The following is a 25,164-nucleotide window of genomic DNA, read 5'->3' as shown; positions in this document are numbered from 1 at the left end:
CGCGCGAAGGCGGCAACGCAGGGCCCTGCAAATCTCAAGCCGCTTCCTTGTGCTGATCGCCGGCGGCTTCCTGCTCCAGCAGCCACTTCAATGCGCGCCGGTACATGTCGACGCCGCGACCGTCCGGCGGATCGGCCTTCACCAGCGAGGCCGCATCGCGCAGGCGCGTGTCCATCGGCACGGCGTGCGTCCAGACGCGGTCGCCGTAGCGGTCCTGCAACTCGTACAGGCTCGCCACGCCCGTGCGCGTGCGGCGGTCGAACAGCGTCGGCAGCACGTGGCGCGGCAGCGGGCGGCGGCGCGAACGCTCGACCATCTCCGCCGTGCGCAGCATGTCGGCCAGGCCGTGCAGCGCGAGCGGGTCGGTCTGCGTCGGCACGATCAGGCGATCGGCCGCCGCCAGCGCGTTGACCATCAGCAGGCCGAGCGTGGGCGGGCAGTCCATCAGCACGTAGTCGTAGACCTCGCGCACGGTGTGCAACGCGCGACCGAGCGCCAGGCCCAGGCCCGGCTGCGTCGCGCCGCGGCGTTCCAGCGTCGCCAGCGCGGCCTGCGCGGCGACGACCTGCAGGTCGGGCACGTGCGTGTAGCGCGCCAGTTCGAGCAGCCCGGCACCGCTGCCGCTGAACAGGTCGTGGGTGCCGGATGGCGGCGGATCGGCGGGGATCTCGAAGGCGCGCGTCAGCGACGCGTGCGGATCGAGGTCGAGCAGCAGCACGCGGTTTCCCGCGGTCGCGAGGCCGCGTGCAAGCAACAGCGACGTCGTGGTCTTGCCGACGCCGCCCTTCTGGTTGGCGATTGCCCAGGCGCGCATCAGCCCGCTCCCGGTTGGGTGGTGGTGGAATTCGTTCGTGCCGCCGCCGCACGCGCGGCGTCGGCGGCGGTGCGATCGGTTTCGGCGGCGATGCCGTCGTTCCCCGCGCCATGCGCGCGCGCGGCGGCCGCGGCGGCGCCCGGCGCCTTCGCGGCGGGGTAGAGGTCGGCGGCGACGTCGTCGGCCGTGTCGTCATCAGCCGCGTCGTCGTCCATGGCGATCGTCGGCGGCGAGCGGTCCTCGACCGCGTCAGGGCCCTGCGGACTGGCGAGGATCACCAGCAGCACGCGGCGGTTCGCGTTGCGGCCTTCGGGCGTGGCGTTGTCGGCGACCGGCTGGTATTCGCCGTAGCCGACCACCGCGAGGCGCGCCGGCGAAATGCCCGCCTGCGCCATCACGTGGACGATGCTCGCCGCGCGCGCGGTCGACAGTTCCCAGTTCGACGGGAACTGCGCCGTCGCGATCGGCATGTTGTCGGTGTAACCCTCCACGCGCAGCGCGTTGGGCTCGTCGGCCAGCACGGTGGCGATGCGGCGCACGGTGTCGACCGCGCGCGGGTTGGGCACCGCGACGCCGCTGGCGAAGAGGATGTCGCTCTGGATCTCGACTTCCAGGAAGTTGTAGCTGCGCCGCACGGTGACCAGCTTCTGCTTCACCAGTTCCGACAGCGCCTCCTGGATGCGCCGGCCGATCGAATGCAGCTGCGCGCCCTGCGCCGACTCGCGTTCGCTCACCTGGCGCGCGGCCTCCTTCGCGCTGCCGCTGGCGCCGAAGGTCGGCATGTCGAGCACCTGCTTCATGCGCGGCGAGGCGATGGGCGTGGACGAGGACGGCCCGGATTTCGAACCCGGCGTCACCAGCGAGGGACGATCGAACGCCGAACCGCGCAGCTGGTGCATGCCCAGCTGGATCGGCGTCACCGTGCGCGGCGGTCCGCCGAACGCGGACGACAGCGCATCGGCCAGCACGCGGTACTTGCCCTCGTTGATCGAGGAAATCGCGTACATCACCACGAAGAAGGCGAGCAGCAGCGTGATCAGGTCGCCATAGGGGATCGCCCACGCTTCGTGGTTGGCGTGCTCCTCGTGCTGGTGTCGGCGGCGACCGGCCATGATCGTGCGCGCTCCGTCAGACCACGAAGCCGTTGAGCCGCGCTTCGATGTTGCGCGGGTTCTCGCCCTGGGCGATGCCGATGAGGCCTTCGATGATCATCTCGCGCTCGTCGGCCTGCTGGTTGATCAGGCCCTTCAGCTTGGCCGCGATCGGCAGCAGCATCAGGTTCGCAAGGCCGATGCCGTAGATCGTCGCGGTGAACGCGGCGGCGATGCCGTGGCCGAGCTTGCTCGGGTCGGCGAGGTTCTTCATCACCGCCATCAGGCCGAGCACCGCGCCGATGATGCCCAGCGTCGGCGAATAGATGCCGGCGCCCTCGAACACCTTCGCCGCGGCGAGGTCGCGCTGCGACTGGCCGTGCAGTTCGATCTCCAGCATCTGCCGGATCGATTCGGGCTCCACGCCGTCGACCACCATCTGCAGGCCCTTGCGCACGAACGGATCGTCCTGCGCCTGCACTTCCGCTTCCAGGCCGAGCAGGCCCTGGCGGCGCGCGACGGTGGACCACTCGACCAGGCGCGCGATCATCGCCGGACGGTCCTGCACCGGCGGGCGGAACACCCAGCGCACGATCGCCAGCGCACGCTTGAACGTCGCCATCGGCGTCTGCACCAGGATCGCCGCGCACGTGCCCAGGATCACGATGACGAACGCCGCCGGCGACCACAGGCCGGAGAGGCCTGCGCCCTTCAGGATGCTGCCGCCGACCAGGGCGACCAGCGCGAGTACGATGCCGATGACGGAGAGTCTGTCCATGGGTCGATGGTCCTGGCTCAGGAACGAGGGAAGAGCAGCGGGAAACGAGCAGGGACGTCAGCGCTCACTCGTGTCTCGTTCCTGTTCACCCGTTCCTAGTTCTTAACGGTTGCCGCCTGCCCGACTTGAGCCGGCCTGCCTTCACTCGTTCCTGGTTCCCCGGCCTTCGTTCCTGGCCCGCAGGCCGGTCCTGAGCAGCGCGTCGACATCCAGGATCAGCGCCATGCGGCCGTCGCCGACCAGGCTGGCGCCGGCGTAACCGGCCAGGCCGCGCAGCGTGCGGGGCAGGGCCTTGATGACCACTTCCTCGCGACCGCGCACGCGATCCACCGTCAGGCAGAAGCGCGAATCGCCCGACTGCAGCACCACGCAGGTCGTCGCCGCGCCGGGTTCCGGCGGCAGGCCGAGCCAGGTGCGCAGCTCGATCAGCGGCAGCGGTTCGTCGCGCAGGTCGAGCATGCGCTGGCCGTCGACCCACAGCGGTTCGATGCGCTCGTGCGCGAGCACTTCGACCACGCGCACCAGCGGCAGCGCGTAGACGTCCTCGTCCAGTTCGATCAGCAGCGTCGGCAGGATCGCCAGCGTCAGCGGCACGCGGATCGCGAAGCGCGAACCGCGCCCGACCTCCGAATGGATCTGCACCTGGCCGGACAGTTCGCGGATCTTCGACTGCACCACGTCCATGCCGACGCCGCGCCCGGACAGGTCGCTGACTTCGCTGCGCGTGGAGAAGCCGGCCATGAAGATCAGGTTGAGGCATTCGTCCGAGGTCAGCCGCGCGGCGGCATCGGAATCGATCAGGCCCTTCCTGATTGCGCTGCGGCGGATCTTTTCCGGATCGATGCCGGCGCCGTCGTCGCTGACTTCGATCGAGACATGGTCGCCTTCCTGCTGCGCCGACAGGCGCACGATGCCCTGTTCGGGCTTGCCGGCGGCGCGGCGCGCCTCGGGCGATTCGATGCCGTGGTCGATCGCGTTGCGCACCAGGTGCACGAGCGGATCGGCCAGCGCTTCGACGAGGTTGCGGTCCAGTTCGGTTTCCGCGCCGATGATCTCCAGTTCGACCGACTTCTTCACCTGCCGCGCGACGTCGCGCGCGAGCTTGGGGAAGCGCGCGAACACGCGTCCGACCGGCTGCATGCGCACCATCATCACCGCCGATTGCAAACGCGAGGTGGCGACGTCGAGCGCGGTCACGGCGCGGTCGAGGTCCTCGTCGCGCAGGCGCGGGCGGATGGTCTTCAGGCGGTTGCGCGCGAGCACCAGTTCGCCGACCAGGTCGACCATGGCGTCCAGGCGGCGCACGTCGACGCGGACGGTGGGGTCTTCGGCGGCTTTTGAAGGAGCCGCGGCTTTTGCTCCTCCCGCTGCCTGCGGGGAGAGATGGGGAGGAGGTGAAGTCCGTGCGATTGCGTCGCCCGCAGGGGCCGGCTTCGCGACCGGCTTCGCCGAAATCGTCGGCACGTGCGTGACGAAACCCTTCGCGCCGTCGCGCAATGACTGCAGCAACCCGGCCGGTGCGTGTTCGGGTTCCTCGCCGTTCGACACGGCCGCGAGCATGTCCACCAGCAGGTCCAGCGACTGCTGCGCACCGTCGAACGCGTCCGCGTCCATCGGCACGGTGCCGTCGCGCGCGACGTTGAGGCGATCCTCCACCGCGTGGCAGATCTCCACCATCGGGCCGAAGTCGAGGAAGCCCGCGCCGCCCTTGATGGTGTGGAAACCGCGGAACACGGCGTTGAGCGCGTCGCGATCGGTCGGCGCGTGTTCCAGCGCGACCATCTGCTCGCCGAGCTGGTCGAGGATCTCGCGCGCTTCGATCAGGAAGTCGGCGGCGATGTCGTTGGCGATGGCGCTCATGAGCAGGAAACGAGAGGAGAGGGGTGAGGAACGAGTGACGCGGTCACGCGGAGCCCGGCGTTGGTAGCCCGGGTAAGCCAAGCGCACCCGGGGTTTGCGGCGCCGGAGACGTTGCCCCGGGTGCGGCCTTCGGCCTTACCCGGGCTACAAGAGCGACGCGCGCCGCGATTTGCTTCATCCGTTCTCATCGGCATGACTCGCGTCGAACGCCTCAAAGCCCCAGCGACGACAGCAGATCGTTCGCGTCTTCCTGCGTCGCGGGCGTCGGGTCCACGCCCGCCACCGACGGGCCGTAACCGCGGTTGTTGTGGTTGAGGTGGCTAAGGTGGATTGGCGTCGCCTCGCCGTCGGTGATCTCGCCCAGACCCGCATGCACCGCACGGACGAGTTCGACGACGCGGCGGATGATCTGGCCGGTGAGGTCCTGATAGCCCTGCGCCGCGGTCATTTCCGACATGCGCGAGCGGATCGCGGCGATGGTCGCGGCTTGTTCGTCGGTCGATGCATCCGGCAGCGTGCCCAGCAGGACGCCGCATTCCTGGATCAAATCGAGCGTGCGATGGCTCGCGTCCTCGCTCACGTGCACGACGTGCTCGAGGCGCGCGCAGGCTTCCGGCAGCGATGCGTTCGGATTCGCGCTGCCGTTGCCCAGCGCGGTGTCCAGTTCGCGCGCGAGCTTCGCCAGGCCCTGCACCAGCGGCTGGCTGCGCCACTGGATCAGCGCGTCGACGTTGCTGCGCCAGCCGGCGAGGTCGTCGTGTTCCAGCGCCCACAGCGCCGCGTGCAGGCGCGCGATGACGGCCTGCCGATCCTCGCTGAGCGCCTTCTCGAAGGAGGGCGCGTCGGTCACGCGGCGGCTCCCAGGCGCTCGAACACCTTGTTGAGCTTGTCTTCCAGCGTCGCCGCGGTGAACGGCTTGATGACGTAGCCGTTCACGCCGGCCTGCGCGGCTTCGATGATCTGCTCGCGCTTGGCTTCGGCGGTGACCATCAGCACCGGGATCTTCGCCAGCGACGCGTCGGCGCGGATCGCCTTGAGCAGGTCGATGCCCGGCATGCCCGGCATGTTCCAGTCGGTGACGACCAGGTCGAACGGCGCCTTCTTCAGCTCGATCAGCGCGGTCGAGCCGTCGTCGGCCTCGGCGGTGTTGTGGAAGCCCAGATCGTTGAGCAGGTTCTTGACGATGCGGCGCATGGTCGAGAAGTCGTCGACGATGAGGATGCGGATGTTCTTGTCCATGTGGGCTTGCTCGATACGAAGTGGTTCAAAAGGGAAGATCAGGCGGTTGCAGCCCGGGCAAGCGGAGCGCACCCGGGTCGTGCGCGTGGGTCCCCGGGTGCGCTGCGCTTGCCCGGGCGGTCAGAACTCGTCGTCGTCATCGCCGTGCGTCCCGCGCCATTCGCCCAGGCGCGAGCGCAACCGCAGCATCGCCTGGCCGTGGATCTGGCACACGCGCGATTCGGATACGTTGAGTACCGCGCCGATCTCGCGCAGGTTCAGTTCCTGCTCGTAGTACAGCGACAGCACCAGCTGTTCGCGCTCGGGCAGATGGCCGATGGCCGCGCCGAGCGCTTCCTTGAAGGCGACCTGCTCGAACTCGCGCGCGGGCGTCGCGCCGGCGTGGTGCGCCAGGTGCGGTTCGCCGTCGTGTTCGTCCAGGTGCGCTTCCAGGCTGATCAGCTGGCCGCGCGCGGCGTCCTCGAGCATGCGGTGGTATTCGTCGAGCGGGACGTTGAGCGCGACCGCCACTTCCTGCGCGGTCGCGGCGCGGCCGGTGCGCTGTTCGACCTCGCGTGTCGCCGCGACCACGTCGCGATAACGGCGATGCACCGAACGCGGCACCCAGTCGCCACGGCGGATCTCGTCGATCATCGCGCCGCGGATGCGGATGGATGCATATGTTTCGAACGCGGCGCCTTGATCGGCCTGGAAATTCCGCGCCGCGTCGATCAGGCCGAGCATGCCGGCCTGGATCAGGTCGTCGATCTCCACGCTCGCGGGCAGTCGCGCGGCGAGGTGGTGCGCGATGCGGCGCACCAGTTCGCCGTGTTTCTCGACGATCTCCGTGGCGTTGCCGTGGTCGGCCGCGCGCTGGGTCGCCTTGTATTGGGCGGCGGCGGCGTTCATGCGACGGCGCTCCTCAGCGGGTCGTTGGCGTTGGCGGCATTCGCGCCATGGGCGACGAGGCGTTCCATGAAGAACTCCACGCCGCCGCGCGGGCCGAGCGGCGACTGCCAGCTGCCGGCGCGTCGCGCGATGTCGCGGAAGGCCAGCGCCGACGGGCAGCCGGGAAAGGCCTCGACGACGGCTTCCTGACGCTGGATCGCGCGGCGCAGCCATTCGTCGCGCGGGATCGCGCCGAGGTAGTGCAGGGTGACATCGAGGAAGCGCGCGCTGACGCGTTCGAGCTTCTCGAACAGCTGCTTGCCCTCGATCGCGTTGTTGACCTGGTTCGCCAGCACCTGCACGCGGGTGACGCCGCGCTCGCGGCTGAGCACCTTGATCAGCGCGTAGGCGTCGGTGACCGAGGCCGGCTCGTCGCAGACCACCACGATCACGTCCTGCGCGGCCTGGCAGAAGGTCAGCACGCTGTCGGAAATGCCGGCGGCGTTGTCGACCACCATCGCGTCCAGCGGCAGGTCGAGCTGGCAGAAGGCGTGCACCAGGCCGACGTGCTGCTGCGGCAGCAGTTCGGTCATGTGGCGCTTGCCCGACGCGGCGGGGACGACCCACAAACCGCGCGGGCCTTCCAGCAGCGTGTCCTGCAGTTCGCAGCGGCCGGCGAAGACGTCGGCAAGGGTGAACTGCGGCGACAGGCCGAGCATCACGTCGACGTTCGCCAGGCCCAGGTCGGTGTCCAGCAGCAGCGTGCGCTGGCCGGCGTGGACCAGCGACATGGCGAGGTTCACCGACACCGAGGTCTTGCCCACGCCGCCCTTGCCGCTGGCCACCGCGATGACGCGTACCGGCGCGCGCGCGCTGCCGTTGGCGGCGGAGGTGGCGTTGAGATCAGCTGGCGAATGCATGGCGGTCCTCGGTGGGGAGGGTCACAGGGCGGGAATCGAGAGACCCGAGGGGGTTATCGGCAGCACGTCGCACTTTCTCGAGGGTCGAAACGAGGCGATGTGCATCGGCGGCGGCGATGTCGGCCGGAACCGCCTGTCCGTCGGTGGTGTAGGCCAGGCTCAGGCCCTGCTGGACCAGCACCGACAGCGGCGAACCCAGGCGGCCGGTCTCGTCCAGCTTGGTCAGCACCACGCCTTCCGGCGAGGCCGGGCGGTAGCGGCGGACCACTTCGCCCAGGTCGTGGGCGTTGGTGTTGGCCGGCAGCACCAGCAGGCTGCGCACGCGCTTGGCGGCGCGCAGCCAGAGGATCTGGCCGAGCAGCGCCCGGTCGCGCAGGCCGTGGCCGGCGGTATCGACCAGCACCAGCGGGTAGTCGGCGAGCTGGTCGAGCGCGTCGTTCAGCGCCTCCGGGCCGGCGGCTTCGCACACGGTCACGCCGAGGCGGCGGCCGAGGATGTGCAGCTGCTCCGTGGCGCCGGGGCGTTCGGTATCGGTGGTCACCAGGGCGACGTCGCGGGCGCGGTGGCGCTGGGCGAAGCGCGCGGCGAGCTTGGCGGCGGTGGTCGTCTTGCCGGCGCCGGTCGGGCCGACCAGGGCGATCACGCCGCCGTCGTCGATGGGTTCGTGGCGGGCGACGGAAATCGCGCGCGCCAGTTCTTCCAGCACCGGTTCGCGGATCTGCGCCGGCTCGAGGCGGGCGTCGATGCGGCCGGCGATGGTCTGCGCCAGATTTTCGTCGCAGCCGTAGCGCAGCAGCATGTCGAACGCGGCGGCCCGCGCCGGCGATCCGCGCAGGCGTTCGACGGTGAGCTGGCCGAGTTCGCGCTCGATCAGGGCGCGCATGGTCGCCAGTTCGTCGCGCATGGCGATGAAGGCGGGGTCGCGGTTGTCGGGGACGGCGTGGAGGTGGGGGGCTTCGGCTTTCGCAGCGGCGCTGTTCGGGGCGACGTTCGAGATCGCGGCCGACTGGGCCGCTCTCCCCACGGGAGAGGGGTTGGGGTGAGGGGCAACGGAGGGATTGCTCAACAGATCGATGTAGGAGGCAGAACCCCCTGCGGCAGCGACCTCTTCGACGTGATCCCGACCTCCAGGAGAAGGAAGCAACGCGTCATCGCTCCACAGATCCGCAAGGCTGCGGTACTCGCCCGCACCACTCGCCGAAGCGTCGGAAGAGAGGACAGCGCCACCGATCGGAGAGGCGGCCGTGGGCGCGGCCTCCTCCCGATCGGTGGCGCTCTCCCGCATTGCCTCGTTGCTGGCGGCGACCTTGCCGGCGTTCGCAGCCGCTTCGGCGATGGCGGCATTCGAGAAGGCCGCCGCCGTCGCTTCGAACTTCTCCCCCTGCGGAATCAGCGCCGCCATCATCGCGTCGAAACGCGAGGTGTCCGGCGGCGGCAGCGGCGAGGCCGTCACGACCGTTTCGGACTTCGGCATGCGCGGCGCGGTCTGCAGCGGCGTGCCGTCGCCGATGGCGAACACGGCGCGGCCCCGGATCGGCGATTCGGCGATCTTCGCGCGCGGCTGCGCGCCGGCGGACAACGTGACCACGGCCGGTTCGTCGCGTTCGAGTTCGACGCGCGTGGCCTGCGCAGGTTCCACGTTCTTCATTTCGATGCGCTCCATGTGGGCGCGCGCGTCCTCGCGCGGCGCTTCGCCGACCGGCGCGGTCCAGGCGGGCTTGGACTTCGATGGCTTGGTCAGCAGCGCGGCGAGCGAGCCGAAGCGCGATTTCTCTTCCGAGTTCGCCGCGGAGCGGTTTTGCTCCTCCCCCTCCTTGGAGGCCGGGGTTGGGAGGAGGGAGCCCGGCGCGGTAGCGCCGAGCCCTGCGCGGTTGGTTGTATGGCGTGCAAGCTCGCCGCTGCGCGGCTTCGCGACCCCTTCCCAACCCTCCCCTGCACGCAGGGGAGGGAGTCGATCGGCTTCGGGCTGCTTCGCCACCGGCACCGCAGCCACCGTCGCCGGCGTGCTCGGCGACGCCACCGGCGCCGGCGTGGCCGGCAGCGACGGCAAGGCGGCGCGCAGGGCCTGCTGCGCCAGCGATTCGTCGTAGTCGGTGGCGGCGACGATCTCGATGCCTTCCTCGACCGGACGGTTCGACAGGATCACCGCGTCGGGACCCTGTTCGTCGCGCACCATGCGCAGCGCGGTGCGCATGTCGGGGGCGGTGAAACGTTTGATTCGCATGGTGAGAGCCGTGATTCGTGATTCGTGATTAGTGATTCGTCAAAGCGGTGAACAACTGCGGCGGTGATGTGGTCGGTACCTGTGGGCCATCGGCGTTTGCTCCTGACGAATCACAAATCACGAATCACGAATCACGGATCGAAATCACCCCACCGCCCCCACCAACCGCAACCGCTTGTCCTCCGGCACCTCGCCGTAGGCCAGGACGGTCAGCGCGGGGACGCTGTGCCGCACGAGCCGGGCGATCGCCGAACGGATCCCGCCGGGGACCAGCAGCACGGCGGGTTCGCCGCGGCTTTCCTGGCGGGTGACGCACTCGCTGAGGTTCTGATGCAGACGCTCGGCGAGTCCGGGTTCCAGCGCGGCGCCCTGGCCGCTGACGGAGTCCTGCAATACCCGTTCCAAAGCCGGCGCCAAGGTATAGACGGGCAGTTCGGCGCCCAGTCCGTTCAGTTCCTGGACGATGAAGCGGCCCAGCGCGGTGCGCACCGCGGCCGTCAGCAGCGCCGGGTCCTGCGTATGCGGGCCGTGCTCCAGCAGCGCTTCGACGATCTGCCGCAGCTGGCGTACCGGCACGCGTTCGGCCAGCAGCGACTGCAGCACGCGCACGATGGTCGACAGCGGTAGCAGCTTCGGCGTCAGGTCTTCGATCAGGCGCGGCGAGGCGCGGCCCAGCGTCGCCAGCAGCTGCTGCACTTCCTCGTGGCCGAGCAGTTCCGCCGCACGCTCGCGCACCAGGTGCGACAGATGCGTGGCGATCACGGTCGCCGCATCGACGACCGTGTACCCCAGCGATTCGGCCTGCGCGCGCTGGCTCGGCAGGATCCACACCGCATCCAGCCCGAACGCCGGGTCCTTGCCGGGAATGCCGTCGACCTTGCCGAACACATGGCCCGGATCGAGCGCGAGGTGGCGGTCGGGATGGATCTCGCCGCTGGCGATCGGCACGCCGTGCACCAGCACGCGGTAGCTGCCGGGCGCGAGTTCCAGGTTGTCGCGCACGTGCACGGCGGGAATCAGGAACCCCAGGTCCTGCGTGAGCTTGCGACGCACGCCCTTCAGGCGCGCCAGCAGTTCGCCGCCCTGGTGCTTGTCGACCAGCGCGATCAGGCGGTAGCCGACTTCCAGGCCCAGCGGTTCGACCGGGCGCAGTTCGTCCCAGCTCAGTTCCGGCTGCGCGGCGGCGGTGGCGGCGGCCTCGCCTTCGGGCGTGTCCTGCGGCGGCGCGAGCGATTTGCGATGCAGGCGCCACGCGGCGAAGCCGAGCAGCGCGGCCAGCGTCAGGAACGGCAGGTTCGGCATGCCCGGCACGACACCGACCAGCCCGAGCAGCGCCGCCGACACCGCCAGCGCACGCGGATGCAACACCTGCGTGCTCACCGCCTGGCCCATTTCCTGCTCGCGCGTGGCGCGCGTGACCAGCATCGCGACCGCGGTGGAGATCAACAGCGCCGGCAACTGCGCGACCAGGCCGTCGCCGATGGCGAGCAGCACGTAGGTGGTGCCGGCGTCCTTCAGCGCCATGTCGTGCTGGAGCACGCCGATCAGCACGCCGCCGATGATGTTGATCGCCAGGATCAGCAGGCCCGCGATCGCATCGCCGCGCACGAACTTGCTGGCACCGTCCATCGAGCCGTAGAAGTCCGCTTCGGCGCGCACTTCCTCGCGGCGCAGCTTGGCGTCCTCGCGCGACAGCAGGCCGGCGTTGAGGTCGGCGTCGATCGCCATCTGCTTGCCGGGCAGGGCGTCGAGGATGAAGCGCGCCGACACTTCCGAGATGCGCCCGGCGCCCTTGGTGACGACGACGAAGTTGACGATGGTCAGGATCGCGAAGACCACGATGCCGACCGCGAAGCTGCCGCCGATGACGAACTGGCCGAAGGATTCGATGACGTGGCCCGCCGCCGCAGGGCCCTGGTGGCCGTGCAGCAGCACCACGCGGGTGGAGGCCACGTTCAGCGCCAGGCGCAGCAGCGTGACCAGCAGCAGGACGCTGGGGAAGATCGAGAACTCAAGCGGCCGCCGCACGTACACCACCGCCAGCAGCACCACCAGCGACATGGCGATGTTCACGGTGAACAGCGCGTCCAGCACCAGCGGCGAGAGCGGGACGATGACCATCGCCAGCATCGCGAGGACGACGACCGGCGTCGCCAGGCCGCTGCGGATGGCGTGGCCTACGTTCGCGATGGAGAAGCGGCTGTCGGACGCCTGGCTGCTCATGCCGACGGCTTTCCGTCACCCGCGGGATCGATGTCCGCCAGGCCCTTCTCGACCGACACATCGCCCAGCGTCGGCATCGGCCCATGCGCCGGGTGCCAGCGCTTGAGCTGGTAGACGTAGGACAACACCTGCGCGACGGCGGCGTAGAGCTTCACCGGGATCTCCTGGTCGATCTGCGCATGCCGATACAAGGCGCGTGCCAGCGGCGGCGCCTCGATGATCGAGACGCGGTGCTTGCCGGCGACGTCGCGGATCGCCAGGGCGATCTCGTCCACGCCCTTGGCCACGACCTTGGGCGCGCGCATCTTCCCGGCCTCGTACTTCAGCGCCACGGCGTAGTGGGTCGGGTTGGTGACCACCACGTCGGCGGTGGGCACCGCTTCCATCTGCTGGCGACGCGACAGCTGCGCGGCGACCTGGCGCACGCGCGCCTTCACTTCCGGGTTGCCCTCGCTTTCCTTGTATTCGTCGCGCAGCTCCTGCTTGCTCATCTTCAGCCGGTTGCGGTACGACCAGTGCTGCCACGGCACGTCGATCAACGCGAGCAGGCCGAGCGCGCCGACCATCGCCAGCACCGCCCTGGTGATCAGCGAAAGACCGACGGACACGGCTTCCTGCAGCGACATGCCGGCCATGCCGGTGAGATGCGAGAACGCGCCGTACACGACCATCCCGGCGAGGCCGCCGATGAGCAGCACGCGCAGCAGCGAGCGCACGAGTTCGGCGGCGCTCTCCTTGCCGTACATGCGCTTGAAGCCGTTGAGCGGGCTCAGCCGTGCGAAATCCGGCGCCAGCGACTTGCTCGCGAAGCGCAGCCCGCCCATCACCATCGGCGCGATGAAGCAGGCGCCCAGCGCGGCGAGCAGCACCGGCAGCATCGGCTTGAGCAGGCCGAGCAGCAGCGAGGCGGCGTGCGGGAGGAGGCGATCGGGCTGGTCGAGAATGGCCGGATCGATGATCAGCGCGTTGCGCAGCCAGTCCTGCGACGCGCTGCCGATGCCCGAACCGGTCGCCACCAGCGCCATCGCCGCGCAGCCGAGCACCGCCACGTTGCCCAGTTCGCGCGATCGCGGAACGTCGCCGCGTTCGCGCGCCTCGCGCAATCGTTTCTCTGATGGCTGCTCGGTCTTGTCTTCCTGGTCTTCGCTCATTGCGTGCGGCCCTGGCTTTTGTAGCCCGGGTAAGGCCGAAGGCCGCACCCGGGACCGGAGTCGAGGCGGCGCCCGGGTGCGCTTCGCTTACCCGGGCTACAACAGCGAAGGAACCGTCAGGCCGTCACCGCGCGCGCCGCTTCGAACGCCTGATCGAACAGACGCTCCACCGGCCCCTGCATCTCGCGTGCCAGCAGCATCAGCAGCACCAGCCCCACCAGCAGCGCGACCGGCAGGCCCAGCTGCACCGGATTGAGCTGCGGCGCCGCGCGCGCCAGCACGCCGAAGGCGAGGTTCACCGCCAGCATCGCCACGATCACCGGCAACGCCAGCAGCAGGCCTGCCTGCAACGCGGCGGAGAAGAACGTCGGCACCACCGACAGGAACTGCTGCACGTCCGGGATGGGCGTGCCCAGCGGCAGCGCGTGATAGCTGTCCAGCAGCAGTTTCACCAGCGCCAGATGACCGTCGAAGGCGAAGAAAAGCAGCCCGAAGACGAGGTAGAACCACTGCGACAGCACCGGCGAGGACGCGCCGGAGAGCGGATCGGCCATCGTCGCGAACGACAGGCCCATGCCTTGGGATACCAGCTCGCCCGCGAACTGGCCCGCTTCGAACGCGAGCCGCAGGATCGTGCCGATCGCCAGGCCCACGGCGAATTCGCGCACGACGGTGAGCACGGTGGCGGCATCCACGCCCGCGGCGGGCGGCGTCGGCAGCAGCGCGGAAAGCGCGCCCGACAGCGCCAGCGTGATCATCAACCGCGCCCGCATCGGCACGCCGCGCCCGCCGATCATCGGCATCGCCTGCATGGCCGCGCCGATACGGATCGCATGCCACAGCACCGTGGCGAGCATGCCGAACAGGTTGAGGCCGTCGATGACGGTGGCGGAGGTGGGTTCCATCTCAGCGACGCGATGTTGCGGTTGCCGTGGTAGCCCGGGTAAGCGAAGCGCACCCGGGGCTTGCGTCTCCGGAGGCGTTGCCCCGGGTGCGGCCGTTGGCCTTGCCCGGGCTACAAACGCCGGTCCTGCGCGATGCGTTCATCCGACGATGTGCGGAATGCGATGAAACAGATCCGTCGTGAACGCGACGAGCTTCCCGAGCAGGAAATGCCCCGTCAGCGCCAGCGTCGCCACCAGCGCGATGGCCTTCACGACGAAGCCGATCGTCGGTTCGTTGAGCTGCGTGGCCGCCTGCACGATGCCGACGACCACGCCCACCACGAGCACCGCGATCAGCGGCGGCGCGCCGAGCACCAGCGCCATTTCCAGGCCACGGCCGATTTCGGTGAGGGCGGTTTCCGGCGTCATGGCGTCAGACCGGGTTGAACGACGCGGCGAGCGAGCCCACCACCAGCACCCAGCCGTCCACCAGCACGAACAGCAGGATCTTGAACGGCGCCGACACCAGCATCGGCGAGAGCATCATCATGCCCATCGACATCAGCACGCTGGCCACCACCAGGTCGATGATCACGAACGGGATGTAGATCAGGAACGCGATCTCGAACGCGGTCTTCAACTCGCTGGTGAGGAACGACGCGGCCAGCACGCTGAACGGCACGTCCTGCGGCGTCGCGTACGGGCCGCTGTTGGAAAGACCCGCGAAGGTCATCAGGTCGTTCTCGCGGATCTGCGCGAGCATGAAGCCGCGGAACGGCTCCGACGCGGCGGTCCACGCGCTGCGGAAATCCATCTGGTCGTTGAGGTAGGGCGCGATGCCGGCGGCCCAGGCCTGGTCGAACACCGGCATCATCACCATCGCGGTGAGGAACAGCGCCAGCGCCAGCAGCACCTGGTTGCTCGGCGTCTGCCCGGTGCCGAGCGCCTGCCGCAGCAGGCCCAGCACGATGATGATGCGCGTGAACGCGGTGAGGCCCAGCAACGCCGCCGGCAGCAGCGTGATGCCGGTCATCAGCAACAGCACCTGCATCGGCAGGCTGACCGGTTCGCCGCCGACCTTGCCGACCGTCACCGATGGCAGCGGCTTGTTGAGCGACGGGAGGCCGGGGGCGGAGAGCGGGGCGGCGGGCTGTGCGGTGGGTGCCTGCGCCGGGACAGGGTCGGGCAGGGCCTGGGCGTTGGCGGGGTGGACGACCGCAAGGCTGGCGACGAACAGCGCCAGCGACATCGCGAACGCCGAAGCGATGCGCTTCACGTTGGTCCGTTGAAACAAGGACAGCGTCATTCCGGCGAAGGCCGGAATCCAGGCCGTCATGGCCTGGGTCCCGGCCTGCGCCGGGACGACGGTTTCCCCAAACGATGCGGCGGCATCATGCGCCGCCGTGGAATCCTGATTCGCGAACGTCACGGCTTCTTCCCAAGGTGTTTCTGCAGCAACTGCGCGAACGGCGTCGCGAGGTTCTGCAGGCTGGGCGTTCCCTGCGAAGGCTGTGCCACGGGAAGCGGTTCGGTGAGCGTGTGCAGCGCCGTCATGCCGTTCTGGCCGACGCCGAGCAGCAGCTGCGTGCCGCCGACATCGACCACCACCACGCGATCGCGCGGGCCGAGCGTCAACGAGCCGACGATGCGCAGCGCGTTGCCGCCGCCGGTCGCGCGCGTGAAACCGGGCATGCGCCTGGCGAGCCAGCCGAGCGCGAGGATCAGCGAGACGACGAGGATCAGCGCGAACAGCGCGCCGCCGATGCCGGGACCTTCGGGTTGTTTGGCGAAGGTTTGGGGTTTGGACGGGTGGCCGACGGTGGCTGTGTGCTTTGCGGTGGACGCAGCCGGAGTCGACGCCGCACCGAAGTCCGACCCTGCTTGCAGGGGGAGGTTGGGAGGGGGTAGCGAAGCCGCGCCAGCGGCTGAGGCCTCTTGCGGGGGAAGCTGCGAAGAAATCGTCTCCGAAGAGCCCGCCGCAAGCGGCGCGCACCCCTCCCCAACCCTCCCCTGCGAGCAGGGGAGGGAGCTGTCCGCCGCAGCGGCGAGGCTCACGGCAGTGCCTGCACTCTTCGCAGGAATAACGCCAGCGGAAGTGGCATCAGCAGAGGCGACAGAAGCAGCGGAAGCAGCAGGAGCAGCAACCGGCGCCGAAGCCACCACGAACGCCGCATTCCCGACCGCGACCGTCGCCTCGCCAAGCGGAACCGGACCGCTCATCGCAGCCTCTTGATCCGCTCCGCCGGGCTCACCACGTCGGTCAGCCGCACGCCGAAGCGGTCGTTCACCACCACCACTTCGCCCTGCGCGATCAGCGTGCCGTTCACGTAGAGGTCCAGCGGTTCGCCCGCGCCGCGTTCGAGTTCCACCACCGAACCCTGGTTGAGCTGCAGCAGGTTGCGGATCGGGATGCGGGCGCGGCCGACTTCCAGCGACAGCGTCACCGGCACGTCGAGGATCACGTCCAGGTTGAGGTCGCTGGCCGCGCCGGTCTCGGCGGTCAGCGGGTCGAAGGCGGCGCGTGCGGCGTTGTCGGAAGTGTTCATCGGTCAGGCCTGGGTGAGCGCGGTGGCGCTGATGGTGTCGAGTTGGTTCGGGTTGTGCGGATCGAACACCGGCGCGCTGCGGACCGCGTGCACGGCGTTGACCTTGATGGCGTTGCGGCCGTTGTGCGTGCCGAATTCGCCGGAAAACAGCGGCATCTGCTCCACCTTCAGCATCGCCGTGCCGGGCAGTTCGATCGGGATCACGTCGCCCACGCGGAGCCGGCACAGCTCGCGCAGGCTGATCGAACGCTGCGCCAGCACGCTGGACAGCTCGATCTCCGCGTCGTGCAGCTGCGAGCGCAGCGCGATCGTCCAGCTTTCGTCGCGTTCGATGCGGTCGCTCTGCACGCCGGCGTCGAGCTGCTCGCGGATCGGCTCGAGCATCGCGTACGGGAAGGAGATGTGGAACTCGCCGCCGCCGCCTTCCAATTCGACGTGGAAGCGGCACACCACGATGTATTCGCGCGGGCTGATGATGTTGGCGAAGTGCGGGTTGACCTCGGAATTGAGGTATTCGAACTCCACCGGCATCACCGGCGCCCAGGCATCGACCAGGTCGGAGAAGGTCTGTCGCAGCAGCAGCTGGATCACGCGCATCTCGGTGGGCGTGAACTCGCGGCCCTCGATGCGCGTGTGGTACTTGCCCGAGCCGCCGAAGAAGTTGTCCACCACGGTGAACACCAGGCGCGGCTCGAACATCACCAGCGCGGTGCCGCGCAGTGGCTTCATCTTCACCAGGTTGAGGTTGGTCGGCACCTGCAGCGAGTGCATGTACTCGCCGAAGCGGATCAGGTCGATGCCGCGCACCGACAGGTCCGCCGAGCGGCGCAGCAGGTTGAACAGGCCGATGCGCCAGGTGCGCGCGAAGCGCTCGTTGATCATCTCCAGCGTCGGCAGCTTGCCGCGGACGATGCGGTCCTGGCTGGCGAAATCGTAATTGCGGGCCTCGCCGGGCGCCGGCGGCGGCTCGGTCTCGACCGCGCCGCTGTCCATGCCGTGGAGGAGGGCGTCGATCTCGTCCTGTGAAAGCAGGTCGGTCATCATCGAAGTCGCGCTCCGGCGGGGTTACTGCGTGACCAGGCTGGTGAAGAACACGGCTTCGACCTTGTCGGGCGCGTGTTCGGCCTTCAGCACGCCGCGCACTTCGGCCAGGGCCTGCTGCTGCAGGCGTTCCTTGGCCGAGCGCTGCGCGAGCTGGGCGGCGGTCTGCTGCCCGAACAGGAGCAGGAGGCGGTTGCGGATGGCCGGCGTGTGCAGTTCGAGCGCGGCGCCGGTGGCTTCATCGCGCGTCATGACCTGCACGTCGGCCTGGAGGTAGCGCACGGCCGTGGTGTCGGCGAGGTTCACCACGAACGCCGGTTCCAGCGCGTAGTAGCGCGCCGGCTGCGAGGCGGCGGCGGGTTCCTTCTGGGCGCCGGCCGATTCGCCGCCGCGCCCCTGCATGAACCACCACGCCCCGGCACCGGCCAGACCGATCGCCAGCAGGGCGATCAGGATCCACAGCGCGAGGTTGTTGCTCCTGGGCGCGGGCGGAGCGGCTTGGGCAGCGGGCTTGGACATTGCGGTGGAGCTCGGCGTGATGGGGATGCCGGGTCCGTGCAAGGCGTGTGCCGGTGGTTAGCCGCTCTCCCGAGGGGAGAGGGGCTCAAGAGTGTTTGTAGCCCGGGTAAGGCCGCAGGCCGCACCCGGGACGCCGGCGCCGGAAACCTCGACCCGGGTGCGCTTCGCTTGCCCGGGCTACAAGGGCAAATGGATCGCCTGGTTCAAGCCCCTCTCCCGCGGGGAGAGGGGCTTAACAGCGTCGGCCTTTTGACAGGAGCCGGGCGTCAGACTCCCGACAGCCCCGTTAGGCGTACTCGTCCAGCAACCCGCGCGACGCCCTCACCGCCGGGCCGCGCGACCAGCCGGCATCGTTCCCGGCATCGGCGCGATCGGCGCCGCCGGCAAACGCTGACGACGCCTGCCCGTTCGCCCCCTGCTGCTGCGCCTGGCGCTGGCCGACGTCGGCCTGGCCAAGTTGCAGCCCCTGCTGCCCCAGCATGTCGCGCAGGCGCGGCAGGCTCGATTCCAGCGCATGCCGCACGTCCGGCTGGGCGCTGTTGAATTCGGCGTTCACGCGGTTGCCGTCGATCTGCAGGCGCACGTCGATCGCGCCGAGGTGATCCGGCGTGATGCGGATTTCGGCGTGACCGATCTTCTGGTCGGCCAGCCACGCGATGCGCGAGGAGAAGCCATCGTCGAAACCGTTGTCCAGCGGAATCGGCGTGTTCGTCTGGACCGTCGCTGCGACACCGCGCGGAAGCGGATGGTTCGTCATCGTCGATACCGAGGGCAGCGACGCGGACGTCGAAGCCGTATCGCCCATTCCGATCGAATCCAGCGTGGCGTCGGTAGCGCCCGAGGTCTTCGTGTCCGCCGAAGCGGCGGCGCCCATCGCCATCGCGAACGCAGCCGTGGCGCCGCCATCGGTCGCCGCAGCGGTCGCGGCTTGCGCGCCGGGCAGCGTCGGCAGGACCGGAGCGGTGGCATTGCCGCCGCGCGGATCGGAAGCCGTCGCCACGGCAACGTCACGCAGCAGGCCGGGCGGCTGCGCTTCGGGGGCAACGGCGAACGGCGTCGCGGCGGCACCCGTGCTGGCGCCCGCCAGGCCGTTGAGCAGCGCCAGCATCTGTTCGGGAAGCGCCGGCGCCGTTGCATCGCCGGACGCCGTCGTCGCAGCGGGCGCGGACGTGTCGCTCGCAGCCGTCGTGTCTTCCGAAGCGGTCGCAGCGGTGTCGGACTCGGAAGCGCCATCGCTCGCGTCGCGCGGTGCATCGTCCCTGGACTCGGCACGCGCGGTCTCGCGCGACGCGTCGTTCGATTTCGCCTCGCCGGACTTCGTTTCCGGCGACTTCGATTCCTCCGACGCACGCGGCGATTCCGCATGGCGCGGCGACGCGTCCTTCGCCTTCGCCTGCGCGGACGCATTCGGCGATTCGTTCATGCGCGACGCCGGATTCGACGCGATGTTGCGCGCCCCCTGCGCCTGCAGCATCCGGTCGAACCCGCCCGACGAAGCTGCGCCGTCCTGCGCGTTCGAAGAGCGCGACGCATCCGGAGTCGTGTTGCGCGCCGAACCCGCGCGCTGCCCGCCGAAGAGGGCGTCGAACGCCTGCATCACTCCGCTCCGTCGTTGCCGTTGGTGCGGCGCCGTCCGCCGAGGTCGTCCAGTTCGCGCTGCACGCGCTGTTCGGCCACGCGCGTTTCCTGCGCGCGGTAGCTGTCGGCCAGCTGCCCGAGTACCTTCGTGTCGCGGCTGGCGAGCATCAGGCGCGCGCGCTCGACGTCGCGGTTCTGGCGGCTGGAATCGACGATGCGCGTCTGCTGGTCCACGGCGGTTTCGAGCTTGGCGCGGAAGGCGATGCGGTTGGCGAGCAGCGCCGGCGCGATGGTCGCCTCGCTCGGCGTGATCGCGTATTCCTCGGCGTAGCGGCGCAGCGCGTCCAGGCGCTGTTCCTGCTCGGCGAGCTGGCGGTCGCGCTCGGCGACCTCGCGCGCGGCGGCGTCCTGGCGCTGCTGCATCAGGTTGAGCAGGGGATCTAGGCGTTGGGAGCGGGTCATGCAGTCTCCATCGGTCGGGCGACAACGGGTTCACGGACATCGTCAAGCAGTCGGGCGAGCGCATCGCGACTGGCGGCGACATCCGCCGCCTCGCTCACGTCCTGGCCCAGGAAATTCAGGATCGCCGGCCAGCGCGCCAGCGCTTCGTCGACGACCGGATCGTTGCCGCGCTGGTAGGCGCCGATCGCGATGAGGTCGCGCTGCGCGTTGTAGGCGGCCATCAGGCGCTTGAGCTTGCGGATGCGCTCGCGCCACGGCGCGTCGGTGATGTCCTGCATCACGCGGCTGACCGAGACTTCCACGTCGATCGCCGGGTACTGGCCGGCATCGGCGATGCGGCGCGTCAGCACGATGTGGCCGTCGAGGATCGCGCGCGCGGCGTCGGCGATGGGTTCCTGCTGGTCGTCGCCTTCGGTGAGCACGGTGTAGAACGCGGTGATCGAACCGCGCCCGTCGGCGCCGTTGCCCGCGCGTTCGACCAGCGCCGGCAGTTTCGCGAAGACCGACGGCGGATAGCCGCGCGTGGTCGGCGGCTCGCCGACGGACAGGCCGATCTCGCGCTGCGCGTGCGCGTAACGCGTGAGCGAATCCATCAGCAGCAATACGTGCAGCCCCTGGTCGCGGTACCACTCGGCGATAGCGGTCGCACGCAACGCGCCGTGCAGTCTCGCGAGCGGTGGGCGATCGGCGGGTGCGGCGACGACGACGGCGCGGCGCAGGCCTTCCTCGCCGAGCGTGGCTTCGACGAAATCGCGCACTTCGCGGCCTCGTTCGCCGATCAGCCCCACCACGATCACGTCGGCGGCGGTGAAGCGCGTCATCATGCCCAGCAGCGTGGATTTACCGACGCCGGAGCCCGCGAACAGGCCCACGCGCTGGCCGCGGCCGATGGGCAGCAGCGCGTTGATCGCGCGCACGCCGACGTCGAGCGAACGCGTGATCGGTTCGCGCATCAGCGGATTGACGGATTTGCCGGCGAGGCCGACCCAGTTCTCCGCGCGGATCGGCCCGCGTCCGTCGAGCGGCACGCCGTCGCTGTCGATCACGCGGCCGAGCAGGCCTTCGCCCACCGCGACTTCACCGCGTTGCCGCGACGGGACGACGCGCGCGTTCGGAAGCAGCCCTTCCAGGTGTGCGCTGGGCATGAGGAAGGTGCGGTCGCCGGAGAAGCCGACGACTTCCGCATCGACCCACACGCCGCCCTGCGTTTCCACGCGGCAGCGCGAGCCCAGCGGCGCGCTGCAGCCGGAGGCTTCCAGCGTCAGGCCGACGGCGCGACGCAGCACGCCTTCGCGCGCCAGCCCCATGGACGTGGGCTGCGGCGCGGCTTCGTTGAGGCGCGCGGCGAGGCGGAGGTTGCGCGCGTCCTGCCAGTGGGAGGCGGGGGTGGTCATGCCTGGGCCGTGCAAATTCCGGACCGTTTGCCGGGCCAGGCGTTCGTAGCCCGGGTAAGCGAAGCGCACCCGGGGCGTACATCCCCGGAGCCGTTGCCCCGGGTGCGGCCTCCGGCCTGACCCGGGCTACACGAGCGAGGCTTCAAAGGCGCGCTCACTTCACCGCCCCATGCGCCGCGATCGTGCTCTCCAGCACCGCCTGCAGCCGCGCCGCGAGCGTGCCGTCGATGCGCACGCTTTCGCTGTGCACGCGCAGTTCGCCGCGAGCCAGCGTGCTGTCGTTGGTGAAACGCACGCCGTCCAGGCCGGCCAGGTGCGGGTAGAGCACGCCCATGTCGTCCGGATGCAGGCGCAGTTCGACCGCGCGCTGGTCGGTGCCGACGGCGTCCAGCGCTTCGCGCACCAGGTCGGCCAGCAGCGACGGATCGGCCGTGTAGGCAGGCCCCAGCAGCGATCCCGCCACGCGCACCGCGAGTTCGGCGAGCGCTTCCGACACCTCGTCGTCGAGCCGCGACAGCGGACGCGTGAAGCCGTCCAGGATGCCCTCGATCTGCGCGATCAGCCGGCGCACTTCCGCCTGGCCCGTCGCGAACCCTTCCGCATGCCCGCGCGCGAGGCCGTCGGCATAGCCCTGGTCGTGCGCGGCCTGCTCGATCGCCTGCAGTTCCTCCACGCTCGGCGGCGGGGGCGGCGGTTCGACGATCGGTTCCGGCGGTGGCGGTTCCAGGCCCGGCGCGGTCCAGCGCACGGCGCCGGCCATCTCGGTGTTCCAGGCCGAGGTGAGGCTCATACGAACGCCTCGGCCTTCGCCGCCAGCTGGATCGTGCCCGCGTCGGCCATCTTGCGGACCATCGCGAGGATGTCCTTCTGCGCCGCCTCGACTTCCGCCAGCCGCACCGGGCCGCGCGCCTCCATGTCCTCCAGCAGGATTTCCGCCGCACGCTGCGACATGTTGGAGGTGATCTTCTCGCGCACCCGCGCCTCGGCGCCGCGCAGCGCGACGGAGAGCTTGTCGTTGGGCACCTCGCGCAGGATCGCCTGCATCGCGCGGTCGTCGATCTCGGCCAGGTTGTCGAACACGAACATCAGGTCGCGGATGCGCACGCCGAGCTCGCCGTCGATCTCGCCGATGGTGCCCAGGATCTGCTCGTCCTGGCCCGAATCCATGAAGTTGAGGATGTTCGCCGCGACCTTCACGCCGCCGACCGAGGACGACTTCAGGTTCTGCGCGCCGGCGAACTGGCGCGCCATCACGTCGTTGAGTTCGTTCAGCGCGTTCGGCGGGATGCCGTCGAGCGTGGCGATGCGCAGCAGCACGTCGGCGCGCACGCGGTCCTGCAGGCACTTGAGCACTTCCGCGGCCTGGTCGCTGTCCAGGTGCGCCATCACTATCGCGATGATCTGCGGGTGCTCGTTGCGCACCAGGTCGGCGATCGCGCGCGGCTCCATCCACTTGAGCGTGTCCAGGCCGGAGGTGTTGCGGCCCAGCAGGATGCGGTCGATCAGGCTGCTCGCGCGCTCCTCGCCGAGCGCCTGCACCAGCACGGCGCGCACGTATTCGTCGGCGCCGGCGCCCAGGCCGCTGGGCTGGGCGAGGGTGTCGACGAACTGGTCGATCACCCGGCCCACGGCATCGCGCGAGACGCCGCTGACGGACGTCATCGCCAGGCCCAGTTTCTGCACTTCCTTGGCGCTCATGTGCTTGAGCACCTCGGCGGCCTGCTGCTCGCCGAGCGAGAGCAGCACCACCGCGGCGCGCTGCACGCCCGTCAGTCCGGTCGGATCAGCCATCGGATTCCACCCACTCGCGTACCACCTGCGCCACGCGCTTGGAGTCGTTGCTGACCGCCGCGCGCGCCACTTCCAGTTTGTCGTCGAAACTCATCGTGCCCGGCGGCAGCGCGGCCGGCGCGGCTTCCTGCGGCGGCGCGGAGAGCGCGACCGGAATCTCCTCGTCCTCCACCGGCACGATGGTGGCTTCGGCGATCTGCTTCTTGTTCTTCTTCGGCTCGGGCTTGACGCCCATCAGCTGGCGCAGCATCGGGCGCAGCACGAACAGGATCAGCGCGAGCACCGCCAGCCCCCCGACGACGATGCGCAGGAACTCCATCGCGCGCGGGTGCTCCCACAGCGGCACGTTGTCTTCCTCGCCCTGCGCGGCGACGTCGCGCGCGAACGGCGCGTTGACCACCGACACCGCATCGCCGCGCTGCGCGTCGAAGCCGATCGCCTGCTGCACCAGCGCCTCGATGCGCTTGAGTTCCGGATCGGTGAGCGCGCGCAGCGACGGCTTGCCGTTCTTGCCGGCCGCGCCGGGCACGTTGTCCACCAGTACCGCGGCGGTCACGCGGCGCACGCGGCCCGGGCCCTGGCGGGTGTGGGTGAGCGTGCGGTCGATCTCGTAATTGCGCACCGAACTGCGCGAGGACGGGCCGCTCGGCGCGGCCTGCTGCTGTTGCTGCGCGGCGGCGGTGGCGTTCGCGGGCGCGTTCGCATTCGCGGCGGCATTCGCCGGCGGCGGTGCGGGCGGCGTGTTGCTCGCGCTGCCCGGCACGCCCTGCGGCGCGTTGCCGCCGCCGGCGCTGGATTCGGACAGCTGTTCGCTGCGGATCATCGGCTGCTGCGGGCCGTAGACCTCGCGCGCCTCCTCGGTCTGCGCGAAGTCCATGTCCACGCTGACCTGCGCGCTGACGCGGCCGTTGCCGGTCATCGGTTCGAGCAGTTCGTGGATGCGCTGGACGTAGGTCGCTTCGAGGCGATGCTGCTGGTCGAACTGCTTGGCGCTGATGGCGGCGTCGGAATCCGGATCGACGTTCGACAGCATGCGGCCGTACTGGTCGACGACGGTGACGCGTTCCGGCGGCAGGCCGGGGATGCTCGAGGCGACCAGGTGCACGATGGCGTCGACCTGGCCCTGTTCCAGCGCCGCGCCGCTGTGCAGCTGCAGGACCACCGACGCGCTGGCCGGCTCCTTCTGCCGCGTGAACGCGGACGGCTTGGGCATCGCCAGGTGCACGCGCGCCTCGCGCACCGGGCGCAGGTTGGCGATGGTGCGGGCGAGTTCGGCTTCCAGCGCATGCTGGTAGCGGGCGTTCTCGATGAACTGGCTGGTGCCGAAACCCTGGTCGCCCTTGATGGCGTCGAAGCCCGAATCGGTCTTCGCCGGAAGCCCGGCCGCGGCGAGCGCGAGCTTGGCGTTGCCGAGCTGGTCCTGCGGGACGGCGAGCGCGCCGGAACCCGGATCGATGCGGAACGGGATCTGCGCGGTGCCCAGCAGCTCCGACGCTTCGCTGGTGGACTTCGGATCGAGCCCGGCGAACACCGGCACGTAGTCGGGCTTCTGCGTCCAGAAGAACATCCACAGCCCCAGCGCGATGACCGCCGCCACGAGCGCGAACAGCCCCAGCTGCCGCACCACCGGGATGTCCTGCAGCCCGCGCAGTTCGCGCAGTTTGGTCTGGTTGGGGAGGGTGATGACGGCCATGGGCGTGGTTCGTGATTTGTGATTCGTGATTGGTGTTGCGGGCGCGAGGTGGTGGGCTGGCGATCAGGTTGTCGTGCGGTGGCTCTTTC

24 protein-coding genes are annotated in these 25,164 nt (G+C 69.8%); all 24 read right to left on the bottom strand.

Annotated elements, in window-relative coordinates:
- Positions 1–34: 34 nt before the first annotated feature.
- Positions 35–814 (bottom strand): ParA family protein, encoded by a 780-nt coding sequence (locus AC3ANK_RS15465; protein ID WP_206861702.1) that lies wholly within the window; start codon positions 812–814, stop codon positions 35–37.
- Entirely contained in the window at positions 814–1,926 is a 1,113-nt protein-coding gene (gene motD, locus AC3ANK_RS15460; RefSeq protein WP_206861701.1) for a flagellar motor protein MotD, read from the bottom strand. Before motD ends, AC3ANK_RS15465 begins: the two co-directional genes overlap by 1 nt.
- Positions 1,927–1,942: 16 nt before the next feature.
- Entirely contained in the window at positions 1,943–2,683 is a 741-nt protein-coding gene (locus tag AC3ANK_RS15455; RefSeq protein ID WP_206861700.1) for a flagellar motor protein, read from the bottom strand.
- 141 nt (positions 2,684–2,824) lie between these two features.
- Complete coding sequence (locus AC3ANK_RS15450) at positions 2,825–4,543, bottom strand: chemotaxis protein CheA (RefSeq protein ID WP_206861699.1); 1,719 nt, start codon at positions 4,541–4,543, stop codon at positions 2,825–2,827.
- A 211-nt stretch (positions 4,544–4,754) separates the two neighbouring features.
- Entirely contained in the window at positions 4,755–5,393 is a 639-nt protein-coding gene (locus AC3ANK_RS15445; RefSeq protein WP_206861698.1) for a protein phosphatase CheZ, read from the bottom strand.
- Positions 5,390–5,782 (bottom strand): chemotaxis response regulator CheY, encoded by a 393-nt coding sequence (gene cheY / locus AC3ANK_RS15440; RefSeq protein ID WP_206861697.1) that lies wholly within the window; start codon positions 5,780–5,782, stop codon positions 5,390–5,392. Before cheY ends, AC3ANK_RS15445 begins: the two co-directional genes overlap by 4 nt.
- 120 nt (positions 5,783–5,902) lie before the next feature.
- A complete protein-coding gene (locus AC3ANK_RS15435) occupies positions 5,903–6,670 on the bottom strand; it encodes an RNA polymerase sigma factor FliA (protein WP_206861696.1) in 768 nt (255 codons plus the stop codon).
- Positions 6,667–7,569: a MinD/ParA family protein gene (locus AC3ANK_RS15430; protein WP_206861695.1), complete on the bottom strand. Its 903-nt coding sequence runs from the start codon at positions 7,567–7,569 to the stop codon at positions 6,667–6,669. The genes AC3ANK_RS15435 and AC3ANK_RS15430 overlap by 4 nt, the downstream gene beginning before the upstream one ends.
- Entirely contained in the window at positions 7,553–9,793 is a 2,241-nt protein-coding gene (gene flhF / locus AC3ANK_RS15425) for a flagellar biosynthesis GTPase FlhF (RefSeq protein ID WP_206861694.1), read from the bottom strand. The genes AC3ANK_RS15430 and flhF overlap by 17 nt, the downstream gene beginning before the upstream one ends.
- A 144-nt stretch (positions 9,794–9,937) precedes the next feature.
- Entirely contained in the window at positions 9,938–12,016 is a 2,079-nt protein-coding gene (gene flhA / locus AC3ANK_RS15420) for a flagellar biosynthesis protein FlhA (protein ID WP_206861693.1), read from the bottom strand.
- Positions 12,013–13,167 (bottom strand): flagellar biosynthesis protein FlhB, encoded by a 1,155-nt coding sequence (flhB, locus tag AC3ANK_RS15415; RefSeq protein ID WP_206861692.1) that lies wholly within the window; start codon positions 13,165–13,167, stop codon positions 12,013–12,015. Before flhB ends, flhA begins: the two co-directional genes overlap by 4 nt.
- Positions 13,168–13,283: 116 nt before the next feature.
- Entirely contained in the window at positions 13,284–14,072 is a 789-nt protein-coding gene (gene fliR, locus AC3ANK_RS15410; RefSeq protein ID WP_206861691.1) for a flagellar biosynthetic protein FliR, read from the bottom strand.
- Between the two features lie 138 nt (positions 14,073–14,210).
- Positions 14,211–14,480 (bottom strand): flagellar biosynthetic protein FliQ, encoded by a 270-nt coding sequence (locus tag AC3ANK_RS15405; RefSeq protein ID WP_206861690.1) that lies wholly within the window; start codon positions 14,478–14,480, stop codon positions 14,211–14,213.
- A 4-nt stretch (positions 14,481–14,484) separates the two neighbouring features.
- Positions 14,485–15,300, bottom strand: coding sequence for a flagellar type III secretion system pore protein FliP (gene fliP, locus AC3ANK_RS15400; protein ID WP_206861747.1), 816 nt, complete (start codon positions 15,298–15,300; stop codon positions 14,485–14,487).
- A gap of 176 nt (positions 15,301–15,476) precedes the next feature.
- Positions 15,477–16,271 (bottom strand): flagellar biosynthetic protein FliO, encoded by a 795-nt coding sequence (gene fliO, locus AC3ANK_RS15395; protein WP_206861689.1) that lies wholly within the window; start codon positions 16,269–16,271, stop codon positions 15,477–15,479.
- Positions 16,268–16,597, bottom strand: coding sequence for a flagellar motor switch protein FliN (gene fliN / locus AC3ANK_RS15390; RefSeq protein WP_206861688.1), 330 nt, complete (start codon positions 16,595–16,597; stop codon positions 16,268–16,270). Before fliN ends, fliO begins: the two co-directional genes overlap by 4 nt.
- Before the next feature lie 3 nt (positions 16,598–16,600).
- On the bottom strand, positions 16,601–17,638 hold the full coding sequence (gene fliM, locus AC3ANK_RS15385; RefSeq protein WP_484172889.1) for a flagellar motor switch protein FliM: 1,038 nt from the start codon (positions 17,636–17,638) through the stop codon (positions 16,601–16,603).
- A 24-nt stretch (positions 17,639–17,662) separates the two neighbouring features.
- A complete protein-coding gene (locus tag AC3ANK_RS15380; protein ID WP_206861687.1) occupies positions 17,663–18,157 on the bottom strand; it encodes a flagellar basal body-associated FliL family protein in 495 nt (164 codons plus the stop codon).
- Between the two features lie 286 nt (positions 18,158–18,443).
- Positions 18,444–19,754, bottom strand: a complete 1,311-nt coding sequence (locus AC3ANK_RS15375; protein WP_206861686.1) for a flagellar hook-length control protein FliK — start codon at positions 19,752–19,754, stop codon at positions 18,444–18,446.
- Complete coding sequence (locus AC3ANK_RS15370) at positions 19,754–20,197, bottom strand: flagellar export protein FliJ (RefSeq protein ID WP_206861685.1); 444 nt, start codon at positions 20,195–20,197, stop codon at positions 19,754–19,756. Before AC3ANK_RS15370 ends, AC3ANK_RS15375 begins: the two co-directional genes overlap by 1 nt.
- Positions 20,194–21,591, bottom strand: a complete 1,398-nt coding sequence (gene fliI, locus AC3ANK_RS15365; protein WP_206861684.1) for a flagellar protein export ATPase FliI — start codon at positions 21,589–21,591, stop codon at positions 20,194–20,196. Before fliI ends, AC3ANK_RS15370 begins: the two co-directional genes overlap by 4 nt.
- Positions 21,592–21,745: 154 nt before the next feature.
- A complete protein-coding gene (locus tag AC3ANK_RS15360; protein ID WP_206861745.1) occupies positions 21,746–22,351 on the bottom strand; it encodes a FliH/SctL family protein in 606 nt (201 codons plus the stop codon).
- Between the two features lie 26 nt (positions 22,352–22,377).
- Positions 22,378–23,364, bottom strand: a complete 987-nt coding sequence (gene fliG / locus AC3ANK_RS15355; RefSeq protein ID WP_206861744.1) for a flagellar motor switch protein FliG — start codon at positions 23,362–23,364, stop codon at positions 22,378–22,380.
- Positions 23,365–23,374: 10 nt separating this feature from the next.
- A complete protein-coding gene (fliF, locus tag AC3ANK_RS15350) occupies positions 23,375–25,075 on the bottom strand; it encodes a flagellar basal-body MS-ring/collar protein FliF (RefSeq protein ID WP_206861683.1) in 1,701 nt (566 codons plus the stop codon).
- Positions 25,076–25,164: the final 89 nt, after the last annotated feature.

The sequence above is a fragment of the Lysobacter sp. SCRH-1R genome (genome assembly GCF_057747855.1).
The sequence above is the reverse complement of the archived record's forward strand: the minus strand, read 5'-3'. Positions and strand labels throughout refer to the sequence as shown.